The sequence below is a fragment of the Bradyrhizobium sp. A5 genome, from assembly GCF_042076515.1.
GTDB classification, from domain to species: Bacteria; Pseudomonadota; Alphaproteobacteria; order Rhizobiales; family Xanthobacteraceae; genus Bradyrhizobium; species Bradyrhizobium cosmicum.
This window is the reverse complement of record NZ_CP148990.1, coordinates 1,696,412-1,715,982: the sequence shown is the minus strand read 5'-3', so window position 1 is coordinate 1,715,982 and position 19,571 is coordinate 1,696,412. Positions and strand designations below refer to the sequence as shown.

At 65.4% G+C, this 19,571-nt stretch carries 19 protein-coding genes; 6 read left to right on the top strand and 13 right to left on the bottom strand.

The window, feature by feature from the left end:
• Window positions 1–28 precede the first annotated feature (28 nt).
• Window positions 29–1,348 (bottom strand): HlyD family efflux transporter periplasmic adaptor subunit, encoded by a 1,320-nt coding sequence (locus WHZ77_RS08115; protein ID WP_375313201.1) that lies wholly within the window; start codon window positions 1,346–1,348, stop codon window positions 29–31.
• A 196-nt stretch (window positions 1,349–1,544) separates the two neighbouring features.
• On the opposite strand from WHZ77_RS08115, the gene WHZ77_RS08110 reads away from it, so the two are divergent.
• Both WHZ77_RS08110 and WHZ77_RS08105 read left to right on the top strand, forming a co-directional pair.
• Window positions 1,545–2,180 (top strand): TetR/AcrR family transcriptional regulator, encoded by a 636-nt coding sequence (locus WHZ77_RS08110; RefSeq protein WP_375313200.1) that lies wholly within the window; start codon window positions 1,545–1,547, stop codon window positions 2,178–2,180.
• 55 nt (window positions 2,181–2,235) lie between these two features.
• Window positions 2,236–2,577 carry a DUF6665 family protein gene (locus tag WHZ77_RS08105; RefSeq protein ID WP_375313199.1) on the top strand — a complete coding sequence of 114 codons (342 nt, stop codon included), beginning with the start codon at window positions 2,236–2,238 and terminating at the stop codon, window positions 2,575–2,577.
• Window positions 2,578–2,657: 80 nt separating this feature from the next.
• Here the strand turns inward: WHZ77_RS08105 and WHZ77_RS08100 are convergent, their stop codons facing one another.
• Complete coding sequence (locus WHZ77_RS08100; protein WP_375313198.1) at window positions 2,658–3,593, bottom strand: LysR family transcriptional regulator; 936 nt, start codon at window positions 3,591–3,593, stop codon at window positions 2,658–2,660.
• A 107-nt stretch (window positions 3,594–3,700) separates the two neighbouring features.
• Here WHZ77_RS08100 and WHZ77_RS08095 point away from each other — a divergent pair, with 107 nt between their 5' ends.
• Window positions 3,701–4,114: a hypothetical protein gene (locus tag WHZ77_RS08095; protein WP_375313197.1), complete on the top strand. Its 414-nt coding sequence runs from the start codon at window positions 3,701–3,703 to the stop codon at window positions 4,112–4,114.
• A gap of 143 nt (window positions 4,115–4,257) precedes the next feature.
• On the opposite strand, the gene WHZ77_RS08090 is transcribed toward WHZ77_RS08095, so the two are convergent.
• The 9 genes from WHZ77_RS08090 to WHZ77_RS08050 all read right to left on the bottom strand — a co-directional run bounded on the left by WHZ77_RS08090 (window position 4,258) and on the right by WHZ77_RS08050 (window position 13,373).
• Window positions 4,258–4,668 carry a hypothetical protein gene (locus WHZ77_RS08090; RefSeq protein ID WP_375313196.1) on the bottom strand — a complete coding sequence of 137 codons (411 nt, stop codon included), beginning with the start codon at window positions 4,666–4,668 and terminating at the stop codon, window positions 4,258–4,260.
• 164 nt (window positions 4,669–4,832) lie between these two features.
• Window positions 4,833–5,564 carry a Crp/Fnr family transcriptional regulator gene (locus WHZ77_RS08085; RefSeq protein WP_375313195.1) on the bottom strand — a complete coding sequence of 244 codons (732 nt, stop codon included), beginning with the start codon at window positions 5,562–5,564 and terminating at the stop codon, window positions 4,833–4,835.
• 69 nt (window positions 5,565–5,633) lie between these two features.
• On the bottom strand, window positions 5,634–6,989 hold the full coding sequence (locus tag WHZ77_RS08080) for an amidase family protein (protein ID WP_375313194.1): 1,356 nt from the start codon (window positions 6,987–6,989) through the stop codon (window positions 5,634–5,636).
• Between the two features lie 61 nt (window positions 6,990–7,050).
• Window positions 7,051–8,061: an ABC transporter substrate-binding protein gene (locus tag WHZ77_RS08075; RefSeq protein WP_375313193.1), complete on the bottom strand. Its 1,011-nt coding sequence runs from the start codon at window positions 8,059–8,061 to the stop codon at window positions 7,051–7,053.
• A gap of 22 nt (window positions 8,062–8,083) precedes the next feature.
• On the bottom strand, window positions 8,084–8,902 hold the full coding sequence (locus WHZ77_RS08070) for an ABC transporter permease (RefSeq protein WP_375313192.1): 819 nt from the start codon (window positions 8,900–8,902) through the stop codon (window positions 8,084–8,086).
• Window positions 8,903–8,919: 17 nt separating this feature from the next.
• The gene (locus tag WHZ77_RS08065; protein ID WP_375313191.1) at window positions 8,920–10,218 is read right to left on the bottom strand and encodes a M20 family metallopeptidase; all 1,299 of its coding nucleotides are present in this window, start codon (window positions 10,216–10,218) and stop codon (window positions 8,920–8,922) included.
• Window positions 10,219–10,449: 231 nt separating this feature from the next.
• Window positions 10,450–11,037, bottom strand: a complete 588-nt coding sequence (locus WHZ77_RS08060) for a histidine phosphatase family protein (protein WP_375313190.1) — start codon at window positions 11,035–11,037, stop codon at window positions 10,450–10,452.
• 1 nt (window position 11,038) lies between these two features.
• Window positions 11,039–12,232 carry an extensin family protein gene (locus WHZ77_RS08055; protein WP_375313189.1) on the bottom strand — a complete coding sequence of 398 codons (1,194 nt, stop codon included), beginning with the start codon at window positions 12,230–12,232 and terminating at the stop codon, window positions 11,039–11,041.
• Between the two features lie 325 nt (window positions 12,233–12,557).
• Complete coding sequence (locus WHZ77_RS08050) at window positions 12,558–13,373, bottom strand: DUF2147 domain-containing protein (protein WP_375313188.1); 816 nt, start codon at window positions 13,371–13,373, stop codon at window positions 12,558–12,560.
• 196 nt (window positions 13,374–13,569) lie between these two features.
• On the opposite strand from WHZ77_RS08050, the gene WHZ77_RS08045 reads away from it, so the two are divergent.
• Complete coding sequence (locus WHZ77_RS08045; RefSeq protein ID WP_375313187.1) at window positions 13,570–14,331, top strand: DUF2147 domain-containing protein; 762 nt, start codon at window positions 13,570–13,572, stop codon at window positions 14,329–14,331.
• A 273-nt stretch (window positions 14,332–14,604) separates the two neighbouring features.
• Window positions 14,605–16,014, top strand: a complete 1,410-nt coding sequence (locus tag WHZ77_RS08040) for a FecR domain-containing protein (protein ID WP_375313186.1) — start codon at window positions 14,605–14,607, stop codon at window positions 16,012–16,014.
• A 186-nt stretch (window positions 16,015–16,200) separates the two neighbouring features.
• Here WHZ77_RS08040 and WHZ77_RS08035 read toward each other — a convergent pair whose 3' ends face one another.
• Together WHZ77_RS08035 and asd are read right to left on the bottom strand one after the other, a co-directional pair.
• Window positions 16,201–16,767 carry an NUDIX hydrolase gene (locus tag WHZ77_RS08035; protein WP_375313185.1) on the bottom strand — a complete coding sequence of 189 codons (567 nt, stop codon included), beginning with the start codon at window positions 16,765–16,767 and terminating at the stop codon, window positions 16,201–16,203.
• Between the two features lie 66 nt (window positions 16,768–16,833).
• Window positions 16,834–17,697 carry an archaetidylserine decarboxylase gene (asd, locus tag WHZ77_RS08030; RefSeq protein ID WP_375313184.1) on the bottom strand — a complete coding sequence of 288 codons (864 nt, stop codon included), beginning with the start codon at window positions 17,695–17,697 and terminating at the stop codon, window positions 16,834–16,836.
• A 35-nt stretch (window positions 17,698–17,732) separates the two neighbouring features.
• Here asd and WHZ77_RS08025 point away from each other — a divergent pair, with 35 nt between their 5' ends.
• A complete protein-coding gene (locus tag WHZ77_RS08025; RefSeq protein ID WP_375313183.1) occupies window positions 17,733–19,397 on the top strand; it encodes an aminotransferase class III-fold pyridoxal phosphate-dependent enzyme in 1,665 nt (554 codons plus the stop codon).
• Window positions 19,398–19,571: the final 174 nt, after the last annotated feature.

Genomic DNA, 19,571 nt, shown 5'->3' with positions numbered 1-19,571 from the left:
TCTGACCTCGCAGCGCTCGAGAGCGCGCTTACTGCGAATGGACCATGGTGGGAGCGTCGAGATCGATCTCGCTGTCGGCGTCGGACGCGCCCTTGTTGGTGTCGACCGTCGCATAGACCGACATGCCGGCACGCAGCAGGTTCTGCCTGGCGACCGATTTCGGCACGCGGATGCGGACCGGCACGCGCTGCACGATCTTGGTGAAGTTGCCGGTGGCGTTGTCGGGCGGCAGCAGCGTGAACACCGAGCCGGAGCCCGCCGCGATGCTGTCGACGACGCCGGAGAACTTGCGCATGCCGTAGGCATCGACCTTGATCGTCACGGGCTGACCGGGACGGATGCGCTTGAGCTGCGTTTCCTTGAAATTGGCGTCGATATAGACATTGTCGAGCGGCACGACATTGCCGAGCCGCTGACCGACAGCGACGAAGTCGCCGGCACTGACGAGACGGTTGGAGAAGACGCCGTCGACCGGCGCGCGCACCGCGGTGAAGGCAAGATCGCGCTCGGCCTTGGCGAGCGAGGTCTTGAGCTCGGCGAGCTGCGCCTGCGCTTCGGCCTGCTGCGCCTTGGCGACATCGACATTGCTGACGGCGACATCATAGGCGGCCTGTGCGGCCTTGACTGCAGCGGCGCCCTGGTCGCGTCCGGCCTCCGAAGTTTCGAACACCGCCCGCGAGGCAAAGCCCTTGCTGTTCAGTGCCTGCTGGCGCTCATAATCGAGGTCTGCGCGCTTGAGGCCCGCCTCAGCCGAGACGAGCTGCGCCTTGGCCTGCGCGACCTGGCTGTCGAGCGCGGCAACCTGTCGGCCGATGCGATCGATGGTGGCCTGCTGGGTCGCGATCTTCGTCGTGGCGGCATCGACGGCGATCTTGTAGTCGCCGTCGTCGATGCGCAGGACGATGTCGCCCGCGCGCACCGACGTGTTGTCGCCGGCGAGGATCGAGGAGATGTGGCCGGCGACGCGCGCGCCGAGCATGGTGTTGTTGGCGCGGACATAGGCGTCGTCGGTAGAGACATAAAAGCGGCCGACCAGCGTGTAATAGCCGGCATAGCCGGCTGCCGCGAGCGCCAGCACGAGGCCGATGCCCATCATGACGAATTTGCGCTTGCCGGACTTGCCGGCGGCAGGCGCGCCGGGCGCGGCTGCATCGGGGGCCGGCTTGTCGGTCACGGGCTTCTCCGGCGCCTCGCCGCGGCGCTTGGCTTCCTCGGCCACATGAGAGCGCAACTGCTCGGCAAGGGCGGCAGATTTTCCGGTTGTCACGTCACTGCCCGCCTGCTCCGGCGTCGTCTCCACCGCTTCCTGGCGAAGAACGCGCGCAGCCTGGTCTCTCGATACGGCCATAAAGGCCTCCCCAAAAAAAGCGCGATGAAGGACAGCCGTTATGCGGCCGGTCTCCCTCTCGCCCATCCCAAATATCATTGACCGAACGGTTCGGTCAATATAGATAATATGCCCGAGCGGACCGTACTGGCCCGAATCCTTTATTTGGGTTTCATGGTTTGGGCCCGATCCAAAAACCTTCCGAGACGCTGAACCAATGGTTGTAGCCGGCCGCGAACATCTGCACGTCCTCCAAGAGGAGGACAGCTCGAAGCGCCGCCAGATCCTGGATGGAGCCCGCAAGGTGTTCATGGATCTGGGTTTTGACGGCGCCAGCATGGGCGAGATCGCGCGCGCGGCCGCCGTCTCCAAGGGTACGCTCTACGTCTACTTCGCCGACAAATGCGCGCTGTTCGAAGCCATCCTCGAGCAGGAGGCGCTCGATTACGGCCAGGTCGCTTTCAATTTCGATCACGCTCGCGATGCCGAGACGACGCTGACGGATTTTGGCCGGGCCTACATCCATTTGCTCTGCCGGCCCGGCGGCGGATCGGCGATCCGCACTGTGATGGCGATCGCCGAGCGTATGCCCGACGTCGGCCGCCGCTATTATGGACGCGTGCTGGACAAGACCATCAACCGGCTCTCCGACTATCTCAAAGCCCATGTCGCCTCCGGCGATCTCAGCATCGACGATTGCGATCTGGCGGCCTCGCAATTCATGGAACTGTGCAAGGCCTCACTCTTCCTGCCCTTCGTCTTCCAGGCCGCGCCCGCGCCGTCGGAAGAGCGCATGACCGAGGTGGTCGGCAGCGCGACGCGGATGTTTCTGGCGGCGTATCGGCCGAAGTAGCGGCAAGCGGGCTACGCGTTGCGCAAGTCCTTCAGGCGGCCCTATATTTGGGCTCATGTCCCGTGATCTTCGCCCGCCCGTCGATATCCTCCATTACGAGATCGTTCAGGAACAGGCCTCCGCGCTTGGACGGATGGGCCGCACGCTCGAACAGGCGCTCACGCGCTTGCGCGAGTTCGACGCCGCGCACGCTGCCGCGGAGGTGCCGACTTCGATGCAGCCGGTCCGGCGCAAGCTGGTGATGGAAGCCGGCCAGGCGCTCTGGATGTTCGTGGTGCAACGTGAGGCGACCGGCCTGCGCGACAGCCGCCACATCATGCGGACCTACAACGTCCCGGCCGAGGTGCAGCGCTGCATGGGGCTGGTCCCCGCACCGTCGAAGCCGACCTCGACATGACTTTCCGCAGCAGCCTGCGCTAGTCTCTAGGATCTGGACCCAAAATTCTTGGCGCCTAAATTTCGGTGACGACCGATGCTTCATACCGCCTTGTCGCTGAACGCGGCGGCAAGCTTGGTGAGGAAGGACATGACGCGCTGTGTGCGCAAAGGCGGGCGGCGGTCGGAGGTGCGCAGCATCCATAGGGGTTCCCCAGACGCACGCCAGGGCGCGAGCACTTCGACCAGCCTGCCGCTGCGAAGGTCTTCGTCGACGAGCCACGCTGGTCCCCAGCCGACCCCAAACCCATTCGCGATCAAAGCAAGCGAAGCGTGCGCATCGTCGCAAATGTGCTTCGGCTTGGGCGTGACGCGAATGGGTGCCTTGCCGCGCGGGTCAGCGAAGCGCCAGGTCAGGATCTGACCGTTCGCGGGATTCCGGAATCCGACGTGGTCGTGCGCGGAAAGCTCGTATGGAGTCGCTGGCGCGCCACGCGCCTTCAGATAGACAGGCGAGGCGCAAGCGATCCAGGAGAACGTGCAAAGCCGCCGCGCCTGATGGCCCGGCACGCGGTCGAGGGGCCCTGAGCGGATCGCGACGTCGACGCCTTCCGCCGCGAGATCGAGAATCTCGTTGCGGAATTTGACCTCGATCTCGATTTCCGGCCGTTCCCGCAGGAAGGCAGGCAGTCGCGGCAGGATGCAGGCGCGCGCGAACGAGGCGGGGGCGGTCACGCACACCCGTCCACCATCGTCGCGCGCCACTTCGCCAAGCGCGGATTGGACATGGGCGAGACTTTCGACCAACGCGCGTCCCGCCGCCATCAGCCTGTCGCCCTCTTCAGTCAGCGCCAACGAATGGGTGGAACGATGCAAAAGCCGCAACCCGCGAGCCTTTTCGAAGCGGGCGACCGCCTTGGACATCGCCGAGGTGGTCGTCCCCGCCCGCCGCGCGGCTTCGGCGAAGGAGCCCGCCTCGACGACGCGGACGAAGGCGAGGAGACGCGAGATGTCGGGAGGTAAGGTCGTTGTCGACATGCAGTCCACATAGTCATGGCTATGGCGTCACTACAAGAGCCATTCACCAACGGCTAGACAGGGAGCGTCAGCGCGCAGTCTGCGGCGCTGGAAATGCGGGAAGTCTCATGAACCTCATCGAAATCACCCTGCAAGCCCTTGACGCCGCCGAGCGCGCCATTCCACCCGGCCAGCCGATTTATATGCTCAATCTGCTGCGCTACCGCACGCATGCGCGTTACGAGGACGGATTTGACGCCGCGCCCTGCTCGGGCCGCGAAGCCTTTCACGAGCGCTATCGGCCGGCATTCCGGCGTCTCGCGGCCGGTAAACCGCTCGCGCCGATATTTTCCGGGCCGGTCCTAACGAGCCTCGTCGGCTCGCCGGGCGAACGCTGGGACGAAGCGGCGATCAATGAATACGGCGATTTCGCCACCTTCCGCTCGATCGTCGACACCGAGACGTACAGGCGCGAAGTTGCCCCGCATCGGCATGCTGCGCTCGAGGATTTCCGGCTGTTCGCACTCGCCAAGGCGATGTGAATACAGCTGAGCCGACTCGCTGTGCTCGCGGAGAGTATTTCCGTTGATGAGTGCGGCCCATCGCCTCGATTGCGGCATCCAATACGTCGCCGAGCGATGCGCCGATCATAGGTCAGGCGGCAGTGGATGGCATTGTTGCCTGATCAGTCATTCGCGCCGACCTCCGTAAAAAGGAAACCCGCCGGCGTCTTGGTAAAGACGAAGATGAGCTCGCCGCAGAAGACGAAGTAATTGTCATTGTTCTCTGGATCGCGATCGTAGACAGCCTTGCCACGCTGGATACACGCGCGATTTTTCGCCGTGAACGAGGTTGGATAGGTCTTGGCGCGAAATTGCGCGGCGTCACGAATTGCGCTGTCGTTCATGAACGGCAACCGTGTCATGCCTGCGACGGCGGCGGAATCGTTTGTGCTCAGCGCGGCGCGAAACTTCTCGATGAAGCCATCGAATTCTTTCTGCAAGGCAGGAGAAGCGACGGCTTTCTTCGCCTGGGCGACGGCTGGAGCAAGGTTCACGAAAGCGGTTGCGAGCATAATTCTCAGCAAAAATCCCACGGGTCGGCTCCGTCCATCGACCATCAAGGTCTTCCGACCGATCCAAATCCATGGTGTTCCGTTGCGTCAAGGACTTTCTGGCTCGCCGGCGCAGCGTTAACCCCGCCCAGGCGTGGACCAACAGCATTTGCCGCAGCATGCGCTGGCATGTTTTGCCGCGCTCGCTAGTCCGTCACCTGCCTCCTCAGCGCCGCGAGATCGTTGACCACCATCTTGGTCGGACCGGTCGCGATGATGCCGTCGTCCTGGAGACGGTTGAGGATCAGGCTGATCGACTGCCGCGTTGCGCCGATCATGCGCGCGAGATTGGCCTGCGTCACGCGGCCGAGCGAGATCGGGCCGCTCTCGTCCTGCGCCGCGTTCTCGCACAGCTTGACCAGGAGCAGCACCAGCCGTTCGGCCGCCTTCTGCCCCGCCAGTGTCTGCGCCAGCATCGAATAGGTCTCGCCCTTGAAGCCCAGGCATTCGATCAGTGCGACCGCAAACGACGGCGACCGCGCGATCAGCGTGCGGATCGCATCCTGGTCGAGATGGAGGGCCTCGACGCGCCCAAGCGCGCGGGCCGACCAGCTGTGGCGGTGATCGCCGAGAATGTAGGGAGCTCCGACGAAATCGCCGGCCTCCCAGGTCGCCAGCATCAGCTCGCGCCCCTGCGTGCCGGCATGGGTGCTTTCGACGATTCCGCTCAGGATGATGTGGATGCCGTCTGCGGGCTCGCCTTCCCGCAGCAGATATTCGCGGTTCTGGTAGGTGGCCAGCCTGCCGGTGCGCATCACCAGGTCGAGATCGGGCTTGTCCAACGCCTTCAGCACGTAACGTCCGGTCCCGGCCCTTCGCAGCTCGGCGCACGGCTCGCCTGGATCGGCCACCTCATGCGCATGACTGCGCTCCACCATCGATCTCCCTTCGAGTGACGGCTCGAAGGCTAGGAGGTCCCGGATCGGATTGCAACGCGGCGCGAATGCTCAAGGCTGGGCTGCCGCTCCTGTGAACGCGCAGGCAAGGTCGGTGAGCAGGCGCTCCCGCCCGGCCGGCGCCAGAAAGGTGACGCCGTAGGGCACGCCGGCCCCGGTCACCGCATTCGGCACCGCGATGGCGGCGAGTCCGAGCGGATTGGCGTAGTTGGTGTAGTAGCCGTTGTTGAAATTGGCCGTCAGCGGATCGCGCGCAACGTCCGCGATGCTGAGGATGGTGCCGACCGTCGGAACGACCAGCGCGTCGTGCCTCTCCCAGAACGCGCGAAGCGAACCCTGGACGTCCTTGACCTCATAGAGAGCGCGGTAGGTATCAGCGGCGGTAAACTTCCGGCTGCCAATGACGAGATCGCGCACGATCCTGACGCCGGCATCGGGATTGGCATCGAGGAACGCACCGACCGAGACATCCCGCTCGACCAGGAACGGCCCGAAGAACATCAGATCGTTGATCGAGGTGAACGGCGAGAAATCGACCGGAGCGACCGGCAGATCGAGCCGACGCAGCCTGTGAAGCGCATCGCCGAACAGCCGCTCCGTCTCGGCGTTGCCGAAGAATTTGAGCTGATCGAAGCGCGGCGTCGCGATCGTCAGCGGCCGCGCTGGCGACGCCTGCTCCGTCCAGCCGGCAAAATCGACCGGCGAAAAGCAGTCCTCGGGATCGTGCCGTGCCAGCACGCGATAGACGTCGTAGGCATCGTCCGGCTGCTGCGTATAGAGCGAGATAGTATCAAAGCTCCGGCACGCATAGACCATGCCGCGCTGGCTGAAGGCGCCGGGCGCGGGCTTGAAGCCGGTGACGCCGCAATAGGACGCCGGCACCCTGCCCGATCCGCCGGTGTCGGTGCCGAACGCAAAGGACGACGTCCCGGTCGCAACCGACACCGCCGCGCCTGAGCTGGAGCCGCCGGGAATGTAATCGGGATTGTGCGGGTTGCGCGCAATGCCGTAGGGCGAGCGCACACCGACGAGCCCGGTTGCGAACTGGTCCATGTTGGTCTTGCCGACATAGATCGCGCCGGCGGCGATGGCGTCGGCCACCACGGGACTCGTAGCCTTTGCGACATAGGCAAATTCCGGACAGGCCGACGTGGTCTGCTCGCCCGCGACGTCGATGCAATCCTTGACCGAGAACACGAGACCATAAAGCGGCAGCGCGTCGACCTCGCCGATCCGCGCGTCGAGCGCGCGCGCGGCGGCCATGACGCTCTCGGGTTTCGCCGCCGAGATCCAGACGCCGCTCTGGTCGGCGGCGTTCAGGCGGGACAACACGCGCGCAGCCACGTCGGATGGCTTGAGCACGCCGCTGCGGTAGGCGGCACGGAGGTGCCGGGGGGAGATATCCATGTCGGTCACGCGCCTGCAGGAAAGGGATGCGCCGGCGAGGCGAGCCCGCCGGCAGCCGGCCTCAACGGCCGACCACTTTCTCCAGATAGACAGGCTGGATGAAGGCTTCGAAGTCGGTGCGCGGCAACAGCTTCGGCAACCGCTCCTGCTTCACCAGGAAGTCCGCGGTCGAGATCAGCGTATCGACGAACTTGCCCTTCTTCGCGGATGTGCCGAGATATTCCTCGTTAAGTTGCTTGCTGCACGGAACCATGCCGGTGCCATTCATCATCCGCGTCGCGTCGGGAAGAGGAAGAGACAGCTCCTCCGCGATGATCTCGGCGGTCTTCTCCGGGTTCTTCAGCCAGAAATCGATCCCCTCGCACTCGGCCTTGATGAACTTCTCGACATAGGACGGATATTTCTCCGCGAACGCGTTCATGACGACGCCGATATCCCAGGTCGGATAGCCGCGCTTGGTCATCTCGCCCGAGGTGATCAGGATCTTGCCGCCGTTCTTGACGGCCTTGTCGAGGTTGGGCTCCCAGAACCAGGCGGCATCGATGTCGCCGCGAAGCCATGCCGCCGCGATGTCCGACGGAGCGAGGTCCAGAATCTTCAGCGAGGCAGGATCGACGCCCTCGTCCTTCAGGGCCTGGAGCAGCAGATAATGTGTCGTCGATCCGAACGGCGCGGCGACCGTCTTGCCCTTGAGGTCTTTGAGAGACGTAATGTTCTTGTCGGTACGGACCACCAATGACTCGACGTAGTCGAGCAGGTTGATCACCAGAATGCCCTTGATCGGCAGTGCACGCGTCGCGCCGATCGCGGTCGGCGGATTGCCGAGGCCACCGAAGTCGACGTCGTTGCCGGCGATCGCCCGCAGCATGTCGCCGCCGCCGCCGACCTTGACGTATTTGATGTCGACGCCCGGCATCTCCTTGGCGAGCAGGCCGAGATGCTTTGTCACGAGTTGCGCGTTCACCAGGTTCAGATAGCCGACGGTCACCTTCGCCGGCTTGTCCTCGGCGCGCGCCGCCGCCGTGAGCGCAAACGTGGAAACAACAAGGGTCGCAATCAGTCTCTTCATCATATCGATCTCTCCTCGATCAGAATCAGGTTCGGGCCCACGGCATCAACAATCTGGCGATGCCGCGCATCACGAGGTCGAGCACGACGCCGGTGAGGCCGAGCACGATCAGGCCCATGATGACGACGTCGGACAGCAGGAATTTCGCGGCGTCCCAGATCATCCAGCCGATGCCGGCGGAGGCTGCGACGATCTCGGCGGCGACGAGAACGGTGTAGGTGAAGCCGAGCGAGATGCGCATGCCGGCGAGGATCAAGGGTCCCGCCGCGGGCAGATAGACATGGAACAGCAGATGGCGCCTGTTTGCACCGAGCGACTGCGCGGCGCGCACATAGACGGGATCGACGCTGGTGACGGCCTGGATCGTCGAGATCACGATGCCCGGCAGGCCGGCGAGGAACAGCAGCGACAGTTTCGAGCTCTCGCCGATACCGAGCCACATCACCAGCAGCGTGTAGAGCCCGAGCGGCGGCAGCGGCCGGTAGAACTCGATCAGCGGATTGAGCAGCGCGCGTGCAGTGCGCGACACGCCCATGAGAACGCCGAGCGGAATGCCGACGAGACAGGCAAGCGCGAACGCGGTCAGGATGCGATAGAGGCTGGCACCGAGATGCTGGAGCAGCGTCGCGCCCTGATATCCCCTGGTCATGGTCTTGATGAACGCAGCCCACACCGCCTGCGGCTTCGGCAGAAACAGCTCGTTGGCCCAGCCCATCTCCGTCACGATGGCCCATGCCGCCAGCAGCATGGCAACGGTGAGCGTCGACAGCAGCATCGATCGCGAGACTCTCGGCAGCCGCAGGCTGCCCCGTCGCGTGCGATCGGCCGGGAGCGGAAGGGCCATGGGGCTCGCCTCGGCGCTCATGCGCGCACGCCCAGGATCTTCATGATGGTCAGCGCGTAGATCCGCGTCGCCATTACCGACTTGGTGATCGAGATGTTCTCGTTGTCGACCGCCCAGCCATCCTCGCCGGGACCGAAGGTCACGGCGTTGATGCCGGCTTCACGAAAACGGATGGTGTCGTTGAAGGCGTTCTTGCGGTTGACGCCGGGCTCGCGGCCCATCATGCGCTTGTAGACGGCGCGCAGGGAGCGGCACGGCTCTTCCTCGACCGGCACCGGCTCGGTCGCATTGACGAACAGCGAGCCGGGCACCTGGCGCACCCCGACCCTGACGTCGTTGACGCCCGCGAACGTCCGCTGCCCGAGCCGCTCGATGTCGGAGATCACGCTTCCCAGCGTCATGCCCGGCACGATGCCGACCACCGCGAGCGTGATGGTGCAGGCATCGGGCGAGAACTGCATCTCGCCGGGCAGGCCGCCGCGGATGCGCACCACCGAGCAGCAGGGCGGCGTGTGTCCCATGAACTTGCTCGGCACGTGCGTGAACCCCATCTCCTTCAGCTTCGGCAGCAGCTTTGCCGCTTCCATGATGGCGTTGACGCTGATGTCGGGGCGCCAGATATGCGACTTGATGCCCTCGACCGTGACCTCGACCAGGCAGTGTCCGGAATTGGCCACCGAGAGGTTCATGCCCCAGTCCTTGCCGACATCACCCCACGCGGTGGGCTCGGCGGTGATCTCGTAGTCGGCGGTGAGGCCAACCTTGTTCAACATGTAGATCGAGCCCTCGGTGCCGTTGCGCTCCTCGTCGACGGTGTAGCAGCACATCAAGGTGCCATCGAAAGTCACACCCTCTTCGACCAGCGCCTGCACTGCGAGCAGCGACGCCGCGAGATTGCCGCGCGTGTCGGAAGTGCCGCGCGCGTAGAGCAGATCGCCGTGGCGCGTCGCCTTGAACGGATCGAAATCCGTCATGTGCCATTTCTCGGGCTCGGCTACCGGATAGGTGTCGAGGTGATCGTTGAGGATCAGCGACGGCGCGCCCTCCCGCCCTTTCAGCACGCCGAGCACGTTCGGCCGGTGCGGCTGCGCGCTGTGTTTTGTCACTTCCATGCCGAGAGCTTCGAGCTTGCCCGCTACCAGCATGGAGATGGCCTCCTCCTCGGCTGGCGGCAGGTCGGGATCGAGCGGATTGCCGGAGCGCGGCTGTCCGGTGCGGATCAGCTCCGACGCCAGCTCGAGCCAGCGCGCCTCCGTGATGCGCGACAGCACGCGCTGCTCGAGATCGGAGGTAGGCGGGGTGACGGACATCTGCATGATGGGTTCCGATGGCTCACAGCGCCGGCCGCGCCGCTTCGTTGCAACAGTCTCATTGCAGCGACTGTGCCAACCGCCGTCGAACCCCGTCAGGTTGCGATTAGTGGCGATAATTCAATGCCTTGGAGGAAAATCCCGGCTGCGCAAATTTTTGCGCGGGAGATTTGCATTGCCGAAGAGGCAGCGCTCGCTGCCTGCGGCCGTCCTCGCAATCGCGGGCCATCCGTCACATTAGGAGGCGATCTCTTCCATTCTGCACCACGCATGCAGAATGCTCCTGTCCTGCCTTGCAAGCGCAAAGCAATGACCGCCTCCGGCCGGCTGATCGTGGACGCGATCGATCGGATGCCCGGCAAAATGGCAGAACAGCAGCGTGCCGACGGCGCCGTGGCCGACGAAGAGAATGTCGCCGGGACGTTTGCGCGCCAGCACCGCCTCGGCCTCGCGCACGATGCGCGCTTGCGCATCCACGGCGCGCTCCCAGCCGCGGACGCTGAGATGCGGCTCTGCGAAGAACCGGTCGGCGACCTGCTCGAATTCGGCCGGCTTCAGGAAACCGGTCGCCGAGCGATCGTTCTCATGCATGGCCTCGCGGATCTCGATCATGATACCGAGCGGGCCTGCGATGATTCCGGCGGTCTCGATCGCCTTTCGCTCGCCGCTTGAGATGATCTGCGTGGTGTTCGCAAGCCAACCCGCCTGCGTCAATGTCTCGGTTCGCGCGCGTCCGACCGGGCTCAGCCCCCATTGCGGCACGGGCACATCAGGGTCGATCTGCACCTGCGGGTGGGTAAGATAGCGAACGATGTCGGCGGTCATCTCAATCGTCCGCGTACTCGTCCTCTTCCTGCTTGCGCGTCGTGCTCTTGCGCGAACCGAGCGAGCCGGTGACATAGGGATCGCGCCGGCCGGCGTAAGGGTTGCGCTGCTGGGCCCGCCCGGCGACCTCTTCGCCGGAGACGGCGGCGGGCTGGCAGATCAGGCGGCGGCTGGCGCGGCGCATCAGATCCACATGGATGTGATCGTAGTGATAGACATTGGAGCCGGGCGCCAGCACCGTGGTGAAATGCGCGCACGCGCCCGACTGCACGTCGCGCAGGAATCCCTGCTCTTCCGGCATGCCGCGCCAGCCATCCTTCACGGTGACGCGGCGGCCATCGGCGAGCACGAAGGCAGCGATGTCGAGCGCATTGCCGAAGGCATGCTCGGAGATGTGGGCGTGCGAGTTGCCGTTCATGCCGCGGCAGGAATAGGCGGAGATCTGCTTGATCTCGGCGACGCGGACGCCGAACCAGCGCATCGCCGAGGGCTGCACGGTGTCGGCGAGCCAGCGGTCGAGCTCGGACACGATCGGACAGGCCAGCGTCGCGGTCGGCTTGATCGCAACCGGGCCGACGGCGGTGACGGGATTGCCCTGTGCGGGACCGAGACGCGGCAACGGCTGCTGCACCGGCGGCTGCGAATAGGGCGCCGCCGATCGCGCCGGATAGCTCGGCGACTTCATATAGCGCGCGGCGCCCGCGGCATCGGTGCCGTCGGGCGGCAGGTCTATCTCGTCTTCCTGCGGCGCCACGCCGGGTGCGTTCAGCGACACCGGGCCCGATGGCGCGCCATAGCCGGAGGGCTGGCGCACCGCGCTCTCGGGATAGTTCGAGCGTTGCGGATAATTCTGGCTCTGCGGATAATTCGAGCGCGGCTGCGTCACCGGCCAGCGCGGCTGGTTGCCGACGCTCCCCGGCGGACGCAATTCTTCATCGGCAAAGCCGTAGCTGCTGGAGCCTTCACCGAGGGCGGCAACCTTCAGCGGATACTCGGCGCCGCACATGCCGGGTCCGGAGATCGGCTCGATGCGGACGATATCAGGGCTTTCCTTGACCGCGCCGGACTTCAGACAAGCGGCTTCGGCCTCGGCCCGCCACGGTTCGCGCTCGGCCTGGAAAAAGCCGCGTCCGCAACCCGCAAGCGAAACAAGGACGATGGAGCCGACGAGGTACAAACGAACTCCGCGCGTCATGCACGCACGTTCGGTGAATTTACTTAAAGACTCTTCAACACGTTGATTTCAGTGTTCTTTAACCATACCGACCCGCGCGCGCCCGAATGCCGCCGCCCTGCGTGACAGCAAGGCTGACTTTTTCGGAAAGAGACTCTCTGTTAACCATAAGTCCCGCGCGCAAAGCGGCGCGCGTGGAGGGGCAAGCCCAGGAGCAACGTCATGACGTTCGCCGGGAGACTGAGCGTTGTCACCGCGTACCTCGCCATGGCCTTTGTCGGCGCCGTCGTGCTCGGCATGATCTAGCAACGACGAGCGACCAGATCACCCCACAGGCTGCGCGGAGCTACGACCGCGCTCCACTCCATTGCCGTGAGGTCGTCATCAACTGCTCCCGGTGCTCCTCGACCCGCGTCCAGTCGTTGCCGGAGCACCAGAACCGGCCGATCACACAGGCTTCGACACGAAGTTTGCCGGAGGCCGTCAACGTCATCCTGCCGTAATAGGTGCTGCCGCTGGAGCGGCTGTAGATGCTGCCGGTCCAGACGTCGTGCGTCTTCGGCTTCATGTTGACGAGCACGCTCTCGCCCCGGTTCGATGCTTCGGTGAGCACGAAACCGCACAGCGCGGGGCCGCAGCGTTCGATGCGAACCGTGCCCTTGGCACCGGTGCTCTCCCATTCGCCGAGCGGTGAATAGACCGGCTCCTCGTCGCCGCGCTGTGCGATCGTCGTGCCCTGCTTGATCTCGGGTTGCGGGGCAACGACCGGCGGCTCCAGACGCGGCGGGGCCAGCGCAACAACCTTCGGCGCTTCGAGTTTTGGCCCCGGCGGAACCACGACGGGCTGCGAAGTCGTGGCGGCAAGGACGGCAGCCGGCGGCGCCGGTGGCGGAGCGGCAACAGTCGCTTGTGCTGGCCTGATCGTAGCGATCGGCTGCTGCGCCTGCACGACCGGTGCAGGCGCCGGTGCCGTGCCGGCATCTTCCGTCGTCCGCAGGCTGCGGCCGGAAATCGAGACACAGGAACTGGACCGGCAATTGCGGGGCGCCTCGACATGGAACCGGTGGCCGCCGATCGAGAAGGCGTAGGATCGGGCCTGCGCCGCGGGCGCACTCGCCGTCAGTGCGACCACCATCCCAAGCGAAGTCACAAGCCGCGTCATCGACCCCTCCCCTCTGTGTGGCGACGAGATTACGCGGGATGCACGGCGGCCGAATGTGCGCTGCCTCACCCAGGGACGACAGCCTCTCGTGACGTCCATCACGGAAGGCCCGACCGGCGGGGCGTAGGGTCGAACCACGCTTCATCCACCGGCGACACCAGTCCATATCGGGCCCACGCCATATTCGGAGGTTGTCATGAACAAGCTCACCATCGCCGCCACCGCGCTCTTCCTCGCTTCGACCGCCGCAGCCCATGCCGGCAATACGATCTCGTTCCAGATCGAGGGCCAGCACATCCGCATCGAGACGCCGCGCAACTGCGCCTCGCTCAATTGCGTCACCATCGTCGCGCCGGGCCTGTCCGACAAGCCGATCAAGCTGAACAACATCAACCTCAAGGGCCTTGGCGGCTCCAAGGACGATGACATCGACAATACGCCGGCTCCGGCGACCACGACCGCGCAGCCCGCGCCGGCTCCCGTGCAGCAGCAGCCGGTGCAGCAGGCTCCGGTGCAGGCGACCGCGCCTGCGGTTGCTCCCGCTGCCCCGGCGGCGACGGTTGCCGCCGCTCCTTCCGTTGACGCGACGACACAGCCCGCGCCCGTCGCTGCGCCCGCTCCCGTCGCGGTTGCTCCCGCGCCGGCGCCGGTTGCCGCCGCGCCCGTGGCGGTTGCCAACACGCCGATCGGCATCTGGGCGACCGAAGAGAACAAGGGCAATGTCCGCGTCGAGCAGTGCGGCGCCAACCTCTGCGGCTACGCCGAGAAGACCAACGAGCGCATCCTGATCAACATGAAGCCCGAGGGCTCGAAGTGGAGCGGCCGCATCCACGATCCCGACTCCGGCCGCAACTACGACTCGACGATCGCGATGAAGGGCGCGAATGCGATGCGTGTGCAGGGCTGCGCCTTCGGCGGCATGTTCTGCGGCGGCCAGACCTGGAAGCGCGTCAGCTGACGGCGAAGACGTCATCCCCAACATATGCACACTCATCGTCATGCCCAGGCTTGTCCCGGGCATCCACGTTCTCAATGTCGCGCTTCAAGACGTGGATGGCCGGGACAAGCCCGGCCATGACGGCGTGGGACAAACTGGGCTGAAGCCAGCACCGCGCCCCGTTTGAACGTTCGCCCTTCCCATGCGACACATGTTCATCCGCCATTCAGCCTGATCCGGCTGATATCGGCCGATCTCGCCTCACGTTCCCACCGGGACCTCCTCGTGACTTCAATGGTGGCTTGGCGCCGCTTCATGTTCGCGCTCGTGCTGCTGGCGTTGCCGCCGGCCGGCGCGAGCGTGGCGCTCGCATCCGATGCGATCCAGCTTGCCCAAGCCCAGCCGCAAGCACAACCGGCGCCCGCCCCCTCACCGGCGCCTTCGGCTTCGCCGGCACCGGCCACCGACGCGCAACCCACCGCCGTCGAGCCGATCGGCAATGTCGCGACCGTGACAGGGATCGCGACCGTGATCCGCGACAAGAACTCGTATCCGCTGCGTGTGCGCGACGACATCTATCTCAACGACGTCGTGCAAACCTCATCGAACTCCTCGCTCGGCATCACCTTCAACGACGCCACCACGTTCAACCTCTCCGCCAGCTCGAAGATCTCCATCGACAATTACGTCTATGAGGACGGCGGCAAGCAGAACGCGGGCGTCTTCGATATCGGCAAGGGCACGGTCGCGTTCGTCGCTGCGGCGGTGGCGAAGACCGGCGACATGAAGATCACGACGCCGACGGCAACGCTCGGCATCCGCGGCACCACCGGCGTCGTCGACGTGCCGGAAGGGGCTGCCGCAAACCGCACCAACAACGTCAACATCAAGCTCTACCCCGACGCGGACGGGCGGGTCGGGCACATCGACGTCGACGACCGCACCAGCGGCACCCGACTCGGCGCGCTGACGCAGGCATCGAGCGGCTTTGCGATCCGGCCCGGCGCCGGCGGCCCCGGCGGCGGCATGCGCTTCGCGGCCGTGCCGATCACGATCCCCGCACAGCAGATCGTGCGCGACCGCGGCTTCATCAGCCAGGTGCATCTGGCGCAGACCACCGGCCGGCAGATCGTCACCGAGCAGCGCGACTTCCGCCGCGCCAATCCCGGCGCAAGCAGCCGTATCCCGCGTCCGCTCCAGCCGCAGCAACAACAATTGCGCCCGAACGCAGCGCCGGGCCAACAGCCGCCGCGGCCGACCGGCCAACCCGGCCAGAACAATCGTCCGGGCCAGCAGCAGCCGGGCGCACCAAGCCGCCAAGGCGCGCAGCCGCCGCAGCGACAGGGTCAGGGACAAGGCGGCGCGGTGCAGCCGGGCAACCCGCGCGCGGGTCAGGGCCAGCAGCAAGGTGCGGGACGTCCAACAGGCCAGCCGCGAGCCGGGCGAGGCACCCAGCCCAACGGCGCGCCGCAAGCCCAGCCGCAGCGCGGCGGCCAGATTCCAACGGGGCCCGGAGGAGTCGTGCCTTCGCAGCCGCAAGCACCGCGCACCGGATTGCAGCCCGGCCAACCGGCACTGCCGCCCGCGGCTCAAGCGCCCGGCCTACAGCGCCCTGGCGGATTGCAGCAGCGCCTCCCCGCCGCGCAACGCCCAGCTGTGCCGCGCAAACCGGCGCCGGCTCCGAAGGAGAAGGAGCGGCGGTGACTTTCTTCCTTCTCCCTTGTGGGAGAAGGTGGCGCGAAGCGCCGGATGAGGGATTATCCCCGCACGTTCAATTGAGAGTTGGAAAGGCGGAGAGAACCCCTCACCCGTCTCGCCGCTTTGCGGCGAGCCACCCTCTCCTACAAGGGGCGAGGGTGCACCGTTAATGCGGGACGAGGTACCGACACCTCACGCCTCGCCGCGTAGCCAGGCCTTCACCTTCTGCAGCAGACCATGCCGCAGCTCATCGACGGAATCGGCTTCGGCCGGTGTCAGCGCCTGCAAGGCGGCATCGACATCCTCAGTCGCGAGCGGCAATGTGACATCGGCATCTGCGGCCGGAACGCCCGCCGCCGCAAGCGCGATCGGACCGATCTGCGTCAGGAACACGCGTTCATATTCACGCGACAACCGCGCAAGCGCATCGTCCAGCGTCAGCCAGTCTACCGCCTTGATGTCGTTCATCAGCTTGCGGACGGGGCCGCCCTCGGCCTCCATACGCCAGAAATGCACGACCTTGGAGCGCCCGCCCGACTGATAGACGAGCGTGCCGAGGAATTCGTGGATGGCGACCTCGTGGCCGGTCTTTTCCAGCACCTCGCGGTGCGCGGCCTGCTTCGGCGTCTCGCCGTCGTCGAGCTTGCCCTTGGGCAGGACCCATTCGTTGCGCTTGCGCTGGCGCACGACCGCGATCAGCGGCGGCTCGCCACGCCGCAGCACGATACCACCCGCCGCCATCACCGGCGCCCGCGCCATCACCAGATCCGTGTCGTCGATTCGTCCCCGCAGACGATATAGGCGACGGGGACGGCGGATTGAAGGCTAGCTTTTTCTCAGCAGTGCTTGACCCGCCCTAATGCGGGTGCCTTCGGCGATGCCGTCGCAGAACGAAAAATCGCCGGGCGCAAGGATGATGATGGTCGAGCCGTGCTCGAACCAGCCGAGCTCCTCGCCCTTGCTCACGTTGACATCGCACGGGAAGTTGACCGGCCCCCGGGTCTGCGCGTTCAGCACCATGTCGAGGAAGTGCAGTCGGATGCTCGCGACCAGGATCGCAGCGACCGGCACCAGCGTCACGGCCTCGCCGCTCGACAGATGCGTGCGGATCACCGCGCGCTCGTTCTTGCAGAAGAGGCGCTCGACGCGCTTCAGCGCGATCGGGTTGACGTTCCAGACGTCGCCATGGATCAGCGTGACGCGCTCGATATGCGCGTCAAAGGGCGCATGGAAGCGGTGATACATGCTCGAGGTCAGCCGCAGCGTGACGAAGCTTCCGTTGCGGTGCTGGTCGACCAGCGCGGAATCGCCGAGCAGATCGAGCAGCGAATAGGGCGCGCCCTTGACCTGGAACAGCTCGGTGTCCGCGATCCGGCCATGGGCGCCGACGATGCCGTCGGACGGGCTGGCGACGACGGAAGGATCGGGATCGAACGGCCGCAGGCCCGGCTTGAGCTCCCGGGTGAAGCAGTCGTGCAGGCTCTTGAAATGGGTCTTTCGCGCCTCCGACAGATCGAGGTCGGAGAACAGCTTCCACAGCGCGATCGAGCCGTCCCGAATGAGCGGGTTTTCGATCTTCGAGAACCAGCCCATGAAGCGGGTCAGCGCGGCGCGGGGGATGCGGTTGGTCAACAGGAAGTTGAGGTCTTCCTGCTGGGTGAAAGAGGCGATGAGGGCTTTGACTGTCATGAATCTGTCAGCTCGCAGTATTAGCGCTTGTTGTCATGGAAACGACACTCCCGATTCTCTCATTTTCCGTGGCCGCCGCAGCGTCTGCTGCCGCCGCCTTCCCGAAGATCAAGGCGCGGCTCGAACTGTCCCGCGCCAAGCACCGCTCGCTCGCCGGTCACTCCAAGATGTCGCGGCGGGTGGCAAAGCTGCTCCCGTTCTACGAATTCGAAGGCGACAAGTACTTCGGCTGCGACGGTGCGCCCGCGAACATCGTGGCCCAGCGCAAGGACGCCTTCTTCCGTCTCGCCAAGCTCTACGCCGAGCGCTACCCCAAGGGCCGCGCGATGACGAAGGAAGCGGCGGAGAAGATTTCCGACCTGCACTTCACCGAGACCTACCGCGTGCCGTTCCAGTTCTCGCGTCTCGTCCGCGAGCATCTGGGCACCTCGACCTTCATGGAATCGTCCAGCGGCGTCACCGTCACGGATGTCGACGGCAACACCTCCTACGACCTCACGGGGTCCTACGGCGTCAACATCTTCGGCAACGATTTCTACAAGGAGTGCATCGAGGGCGCAGAGAAGCGGGGGCACGCGCTCGGCCCGGTGCTCGGCCCCTACCATCCCTCTATCCTCGAGAACGTGACCCGGCTCTGCCAGATCTCGGGCCTCGACGAAGTCTCGTTCCACATGTCCGGCACCGAAGCCGTGATGCAGGCCGTGCGGCTCGCGCGCTACCACACCAGGCGCTCGCATCTCGTCCGCTTTGCGGGCGCCTATCACGGCTGGTGGGGCGACGTGCAGCCCGGTGTCGGCAATCCTATCCCTGCACACGAGACCTACACCCTCGCCGAGATGTCCGAGAAGACGCTGCATGTGCTGCGCACGCGCAAGGACATCGCCTGCGTGCTGGTCAATCCGCTGCAGGGCCTGCATCCCAACGGTAACGCCCCCGGCGATTCCTCGCTGGTCGACAGCTCCCGCGGCGGCAATTTCGATCGCGCTGGGTACACCGAATGGCTGAAGAAGTTGCGCGACGTCTGCACCGAGCGCGGCATCGTGCTGATCTTCGACGAGGTCTTCGTCGGCTTCCGCCTCGCCGCCGGCGGCGCCCAGGAATACTTTGGCGTCAAGGCCGACATGGTGACCTACGGCAAGAGCCTCGCCGGCGGCCTGCCGGTCGGCGTGGTCTGTGGCAAGAAGGAACTGATGCGCCGCTTCAATGACGACCGTCCCGCCGACATCTGCTTCGCCCGCGGCACCTTCAACTCGCATCCCTACGTCATGACGGCGATGGACGAGTTCCTGAGCCGACTCGCCAGCCCGAATTTCCGCGCCATCTATGACGGGCTGGACGCGACCTGGAACGGCCGCGCGCAAAAGCTCAACCAGATGATGACGGACGCCGGCCTGCCGGTGCGGTTCGCGAACTTCTCGTCGATCTGGACGGTGAAGTACGACACGCCGTCCCGCTACAACTGGATGCTGCAATACTACCTGCGCGCCGAAGGCCTGGCGCTGAGCTGGGTCGGCACCGGCCGGCTGATCTTCAGCCTGAACTACACCGAGGCCGATTTCACCGAAGTCGCCGACCGCTTCGTCCGCGCCGCCACGAAGATGAAGGCCGACGGCTTCTGGTGGCACGACGGCGTGCTCACCAACAAGCAGATCAAGCGGCAGATCTTGAAAGAGATGCTGGCCAAGCGCTTCGGGCGCTGAGGCTCTCGCACACTTAACCCCGATCACCGCGCGCCCTTCTCCCTCGCCCCGCTTGCGGGGAGAGGGTCGGGGTGAGGGGGACTCTCCGCGCAGTCGGTGAGAGTTGGCGGACATCCAGCTAGCAACGTCCCCGTGGAGACTCCCCCTCACCCGGCTTTGCGCTACGCGCAAATC

Coding starts and splice junctions, on each gene's coding strand:
- WHZ77_RS08095 (WP_375313197.1), top strand. CDS start 3,701: ATGAACCTCATCGAAATCACCCTGCAAGCCCTTGACGCCGCCGAGCGC.
- WHZ77_RS08060 (WP_375313190.1), bottom strand. CDS start 11,037: ATGACCGCCGACATCGTTCGCTATCTTACCCACCCGCAGGTGCAGATC.
- WHZ77_RS08040 (WP_375313186.1), top strand. CDS start 14,605: ATGGTGGCTTGGCGCCGCTTCATGTTCGCGCTCGTGCTGCTGGCGTTG.
- WHZ77_RS08100 (WP_375313198.1), bottom strand. CDS start 3,593: ATGTCGACAACGACCTTACCTCCCGACATCTCGCGTCTCCTCGCCTTC.
- WHZ77_RS08115 (WP_375313201.1), bottom strand. CDS start 1,348: ATGGCCGTATCGAGAGACCAGGCTGCGCGCGTTCTTCGCCAGGAAGCG.
- asd (WP_375313184.1), bottom strand. CDS start 17,697: ATGACAGTCAAAGCCCTCATCGCCTCTTTCACCCAGCAGGAAGACCTC.
- WHZ77_RS08055 (WP_375313189.1), bottom strand. CDS start 12,232: ATGACGCGCGGAGTTCGTTTGTACCTCGTCGGCTCCATCGTCCTTGTT.
- WHZ77_RS08080 (WP_375313194.1), bottom strand. CDS start 6,989: ATGGATATCTCCCCCCGGCACCTCCGTGCCGCCTACCGCAGCGGCGTG.
- WHZ77_RS08110 (WP_375313200.1), top strand. CDS start 1,545: ATGGTTGTAGCCGGCCGCGAACATCTGCACGTCCTCCAAGAGGAGGAC.
- WHZ77_RS08025 (WP_375313183.1), top strand. CDS start 17,733: ATGGAAACGACACTCCCGATTCTCTCATTTTCCGTGGCCGCCGCAGCG.
- WHZ77_RS08065 (WP_375313191.1), bottom strand. CDS start 10,218: ATGCAGATGTCCGTCACCCCGCCTACCTCCGATCTCGAGCAGCGCGTG.
- WHZ77_RS08070 (WP_375313192.1), bottom strand. CDS start 8,902: ATGGCCCTTCCGCTCCCGGCCGATCGCACGCGACGGGGCAGCCTGCGG.
- WHZ77_RS08105 (WP_375313199.1), top strand. CDS start 2,236: ATGTCCCGTGATCTTCGCCCGCCCGTCGATATCCTCCATTACGAGATC.
- WHZ77_RS08050 (WP_375313188.1), bottom strand. CDS start 13,373: ATGACGCGGCTTGTGACTTCGCTTGGGATGGTGGTCGCACTGACGGCG.
- WHZ77_RS08085 (WP_375313195.1), bottom strand. CDS start 5,564: ATGGTGGAGCGCAGTCATGCGCATGAGGTGGCCGATCCAGGCGAGCCG.
- WHZ77_RS08035 (WP_375313185.1), bottom strand. CDS start 16,767: ATGGCGCGGGCGCCGGTGATGGCGGCGGGTGGTATCGTGCTGCGGCGT.
- WHZ77_RS08075 (WP_375313193.1), bottom strand. CDS start 8,061: ATGATGAAGAGACTGATTGCGACCCTTGTTGTTTCCACGTTTGCGCTC.
- WHZ77_RS08045 (WP_375313187.1), top strand. CDS start 13,570: ATGAACAAGCTCACCATCGCCGCCACCGCGCTCTTCCTCGCTTCGACC.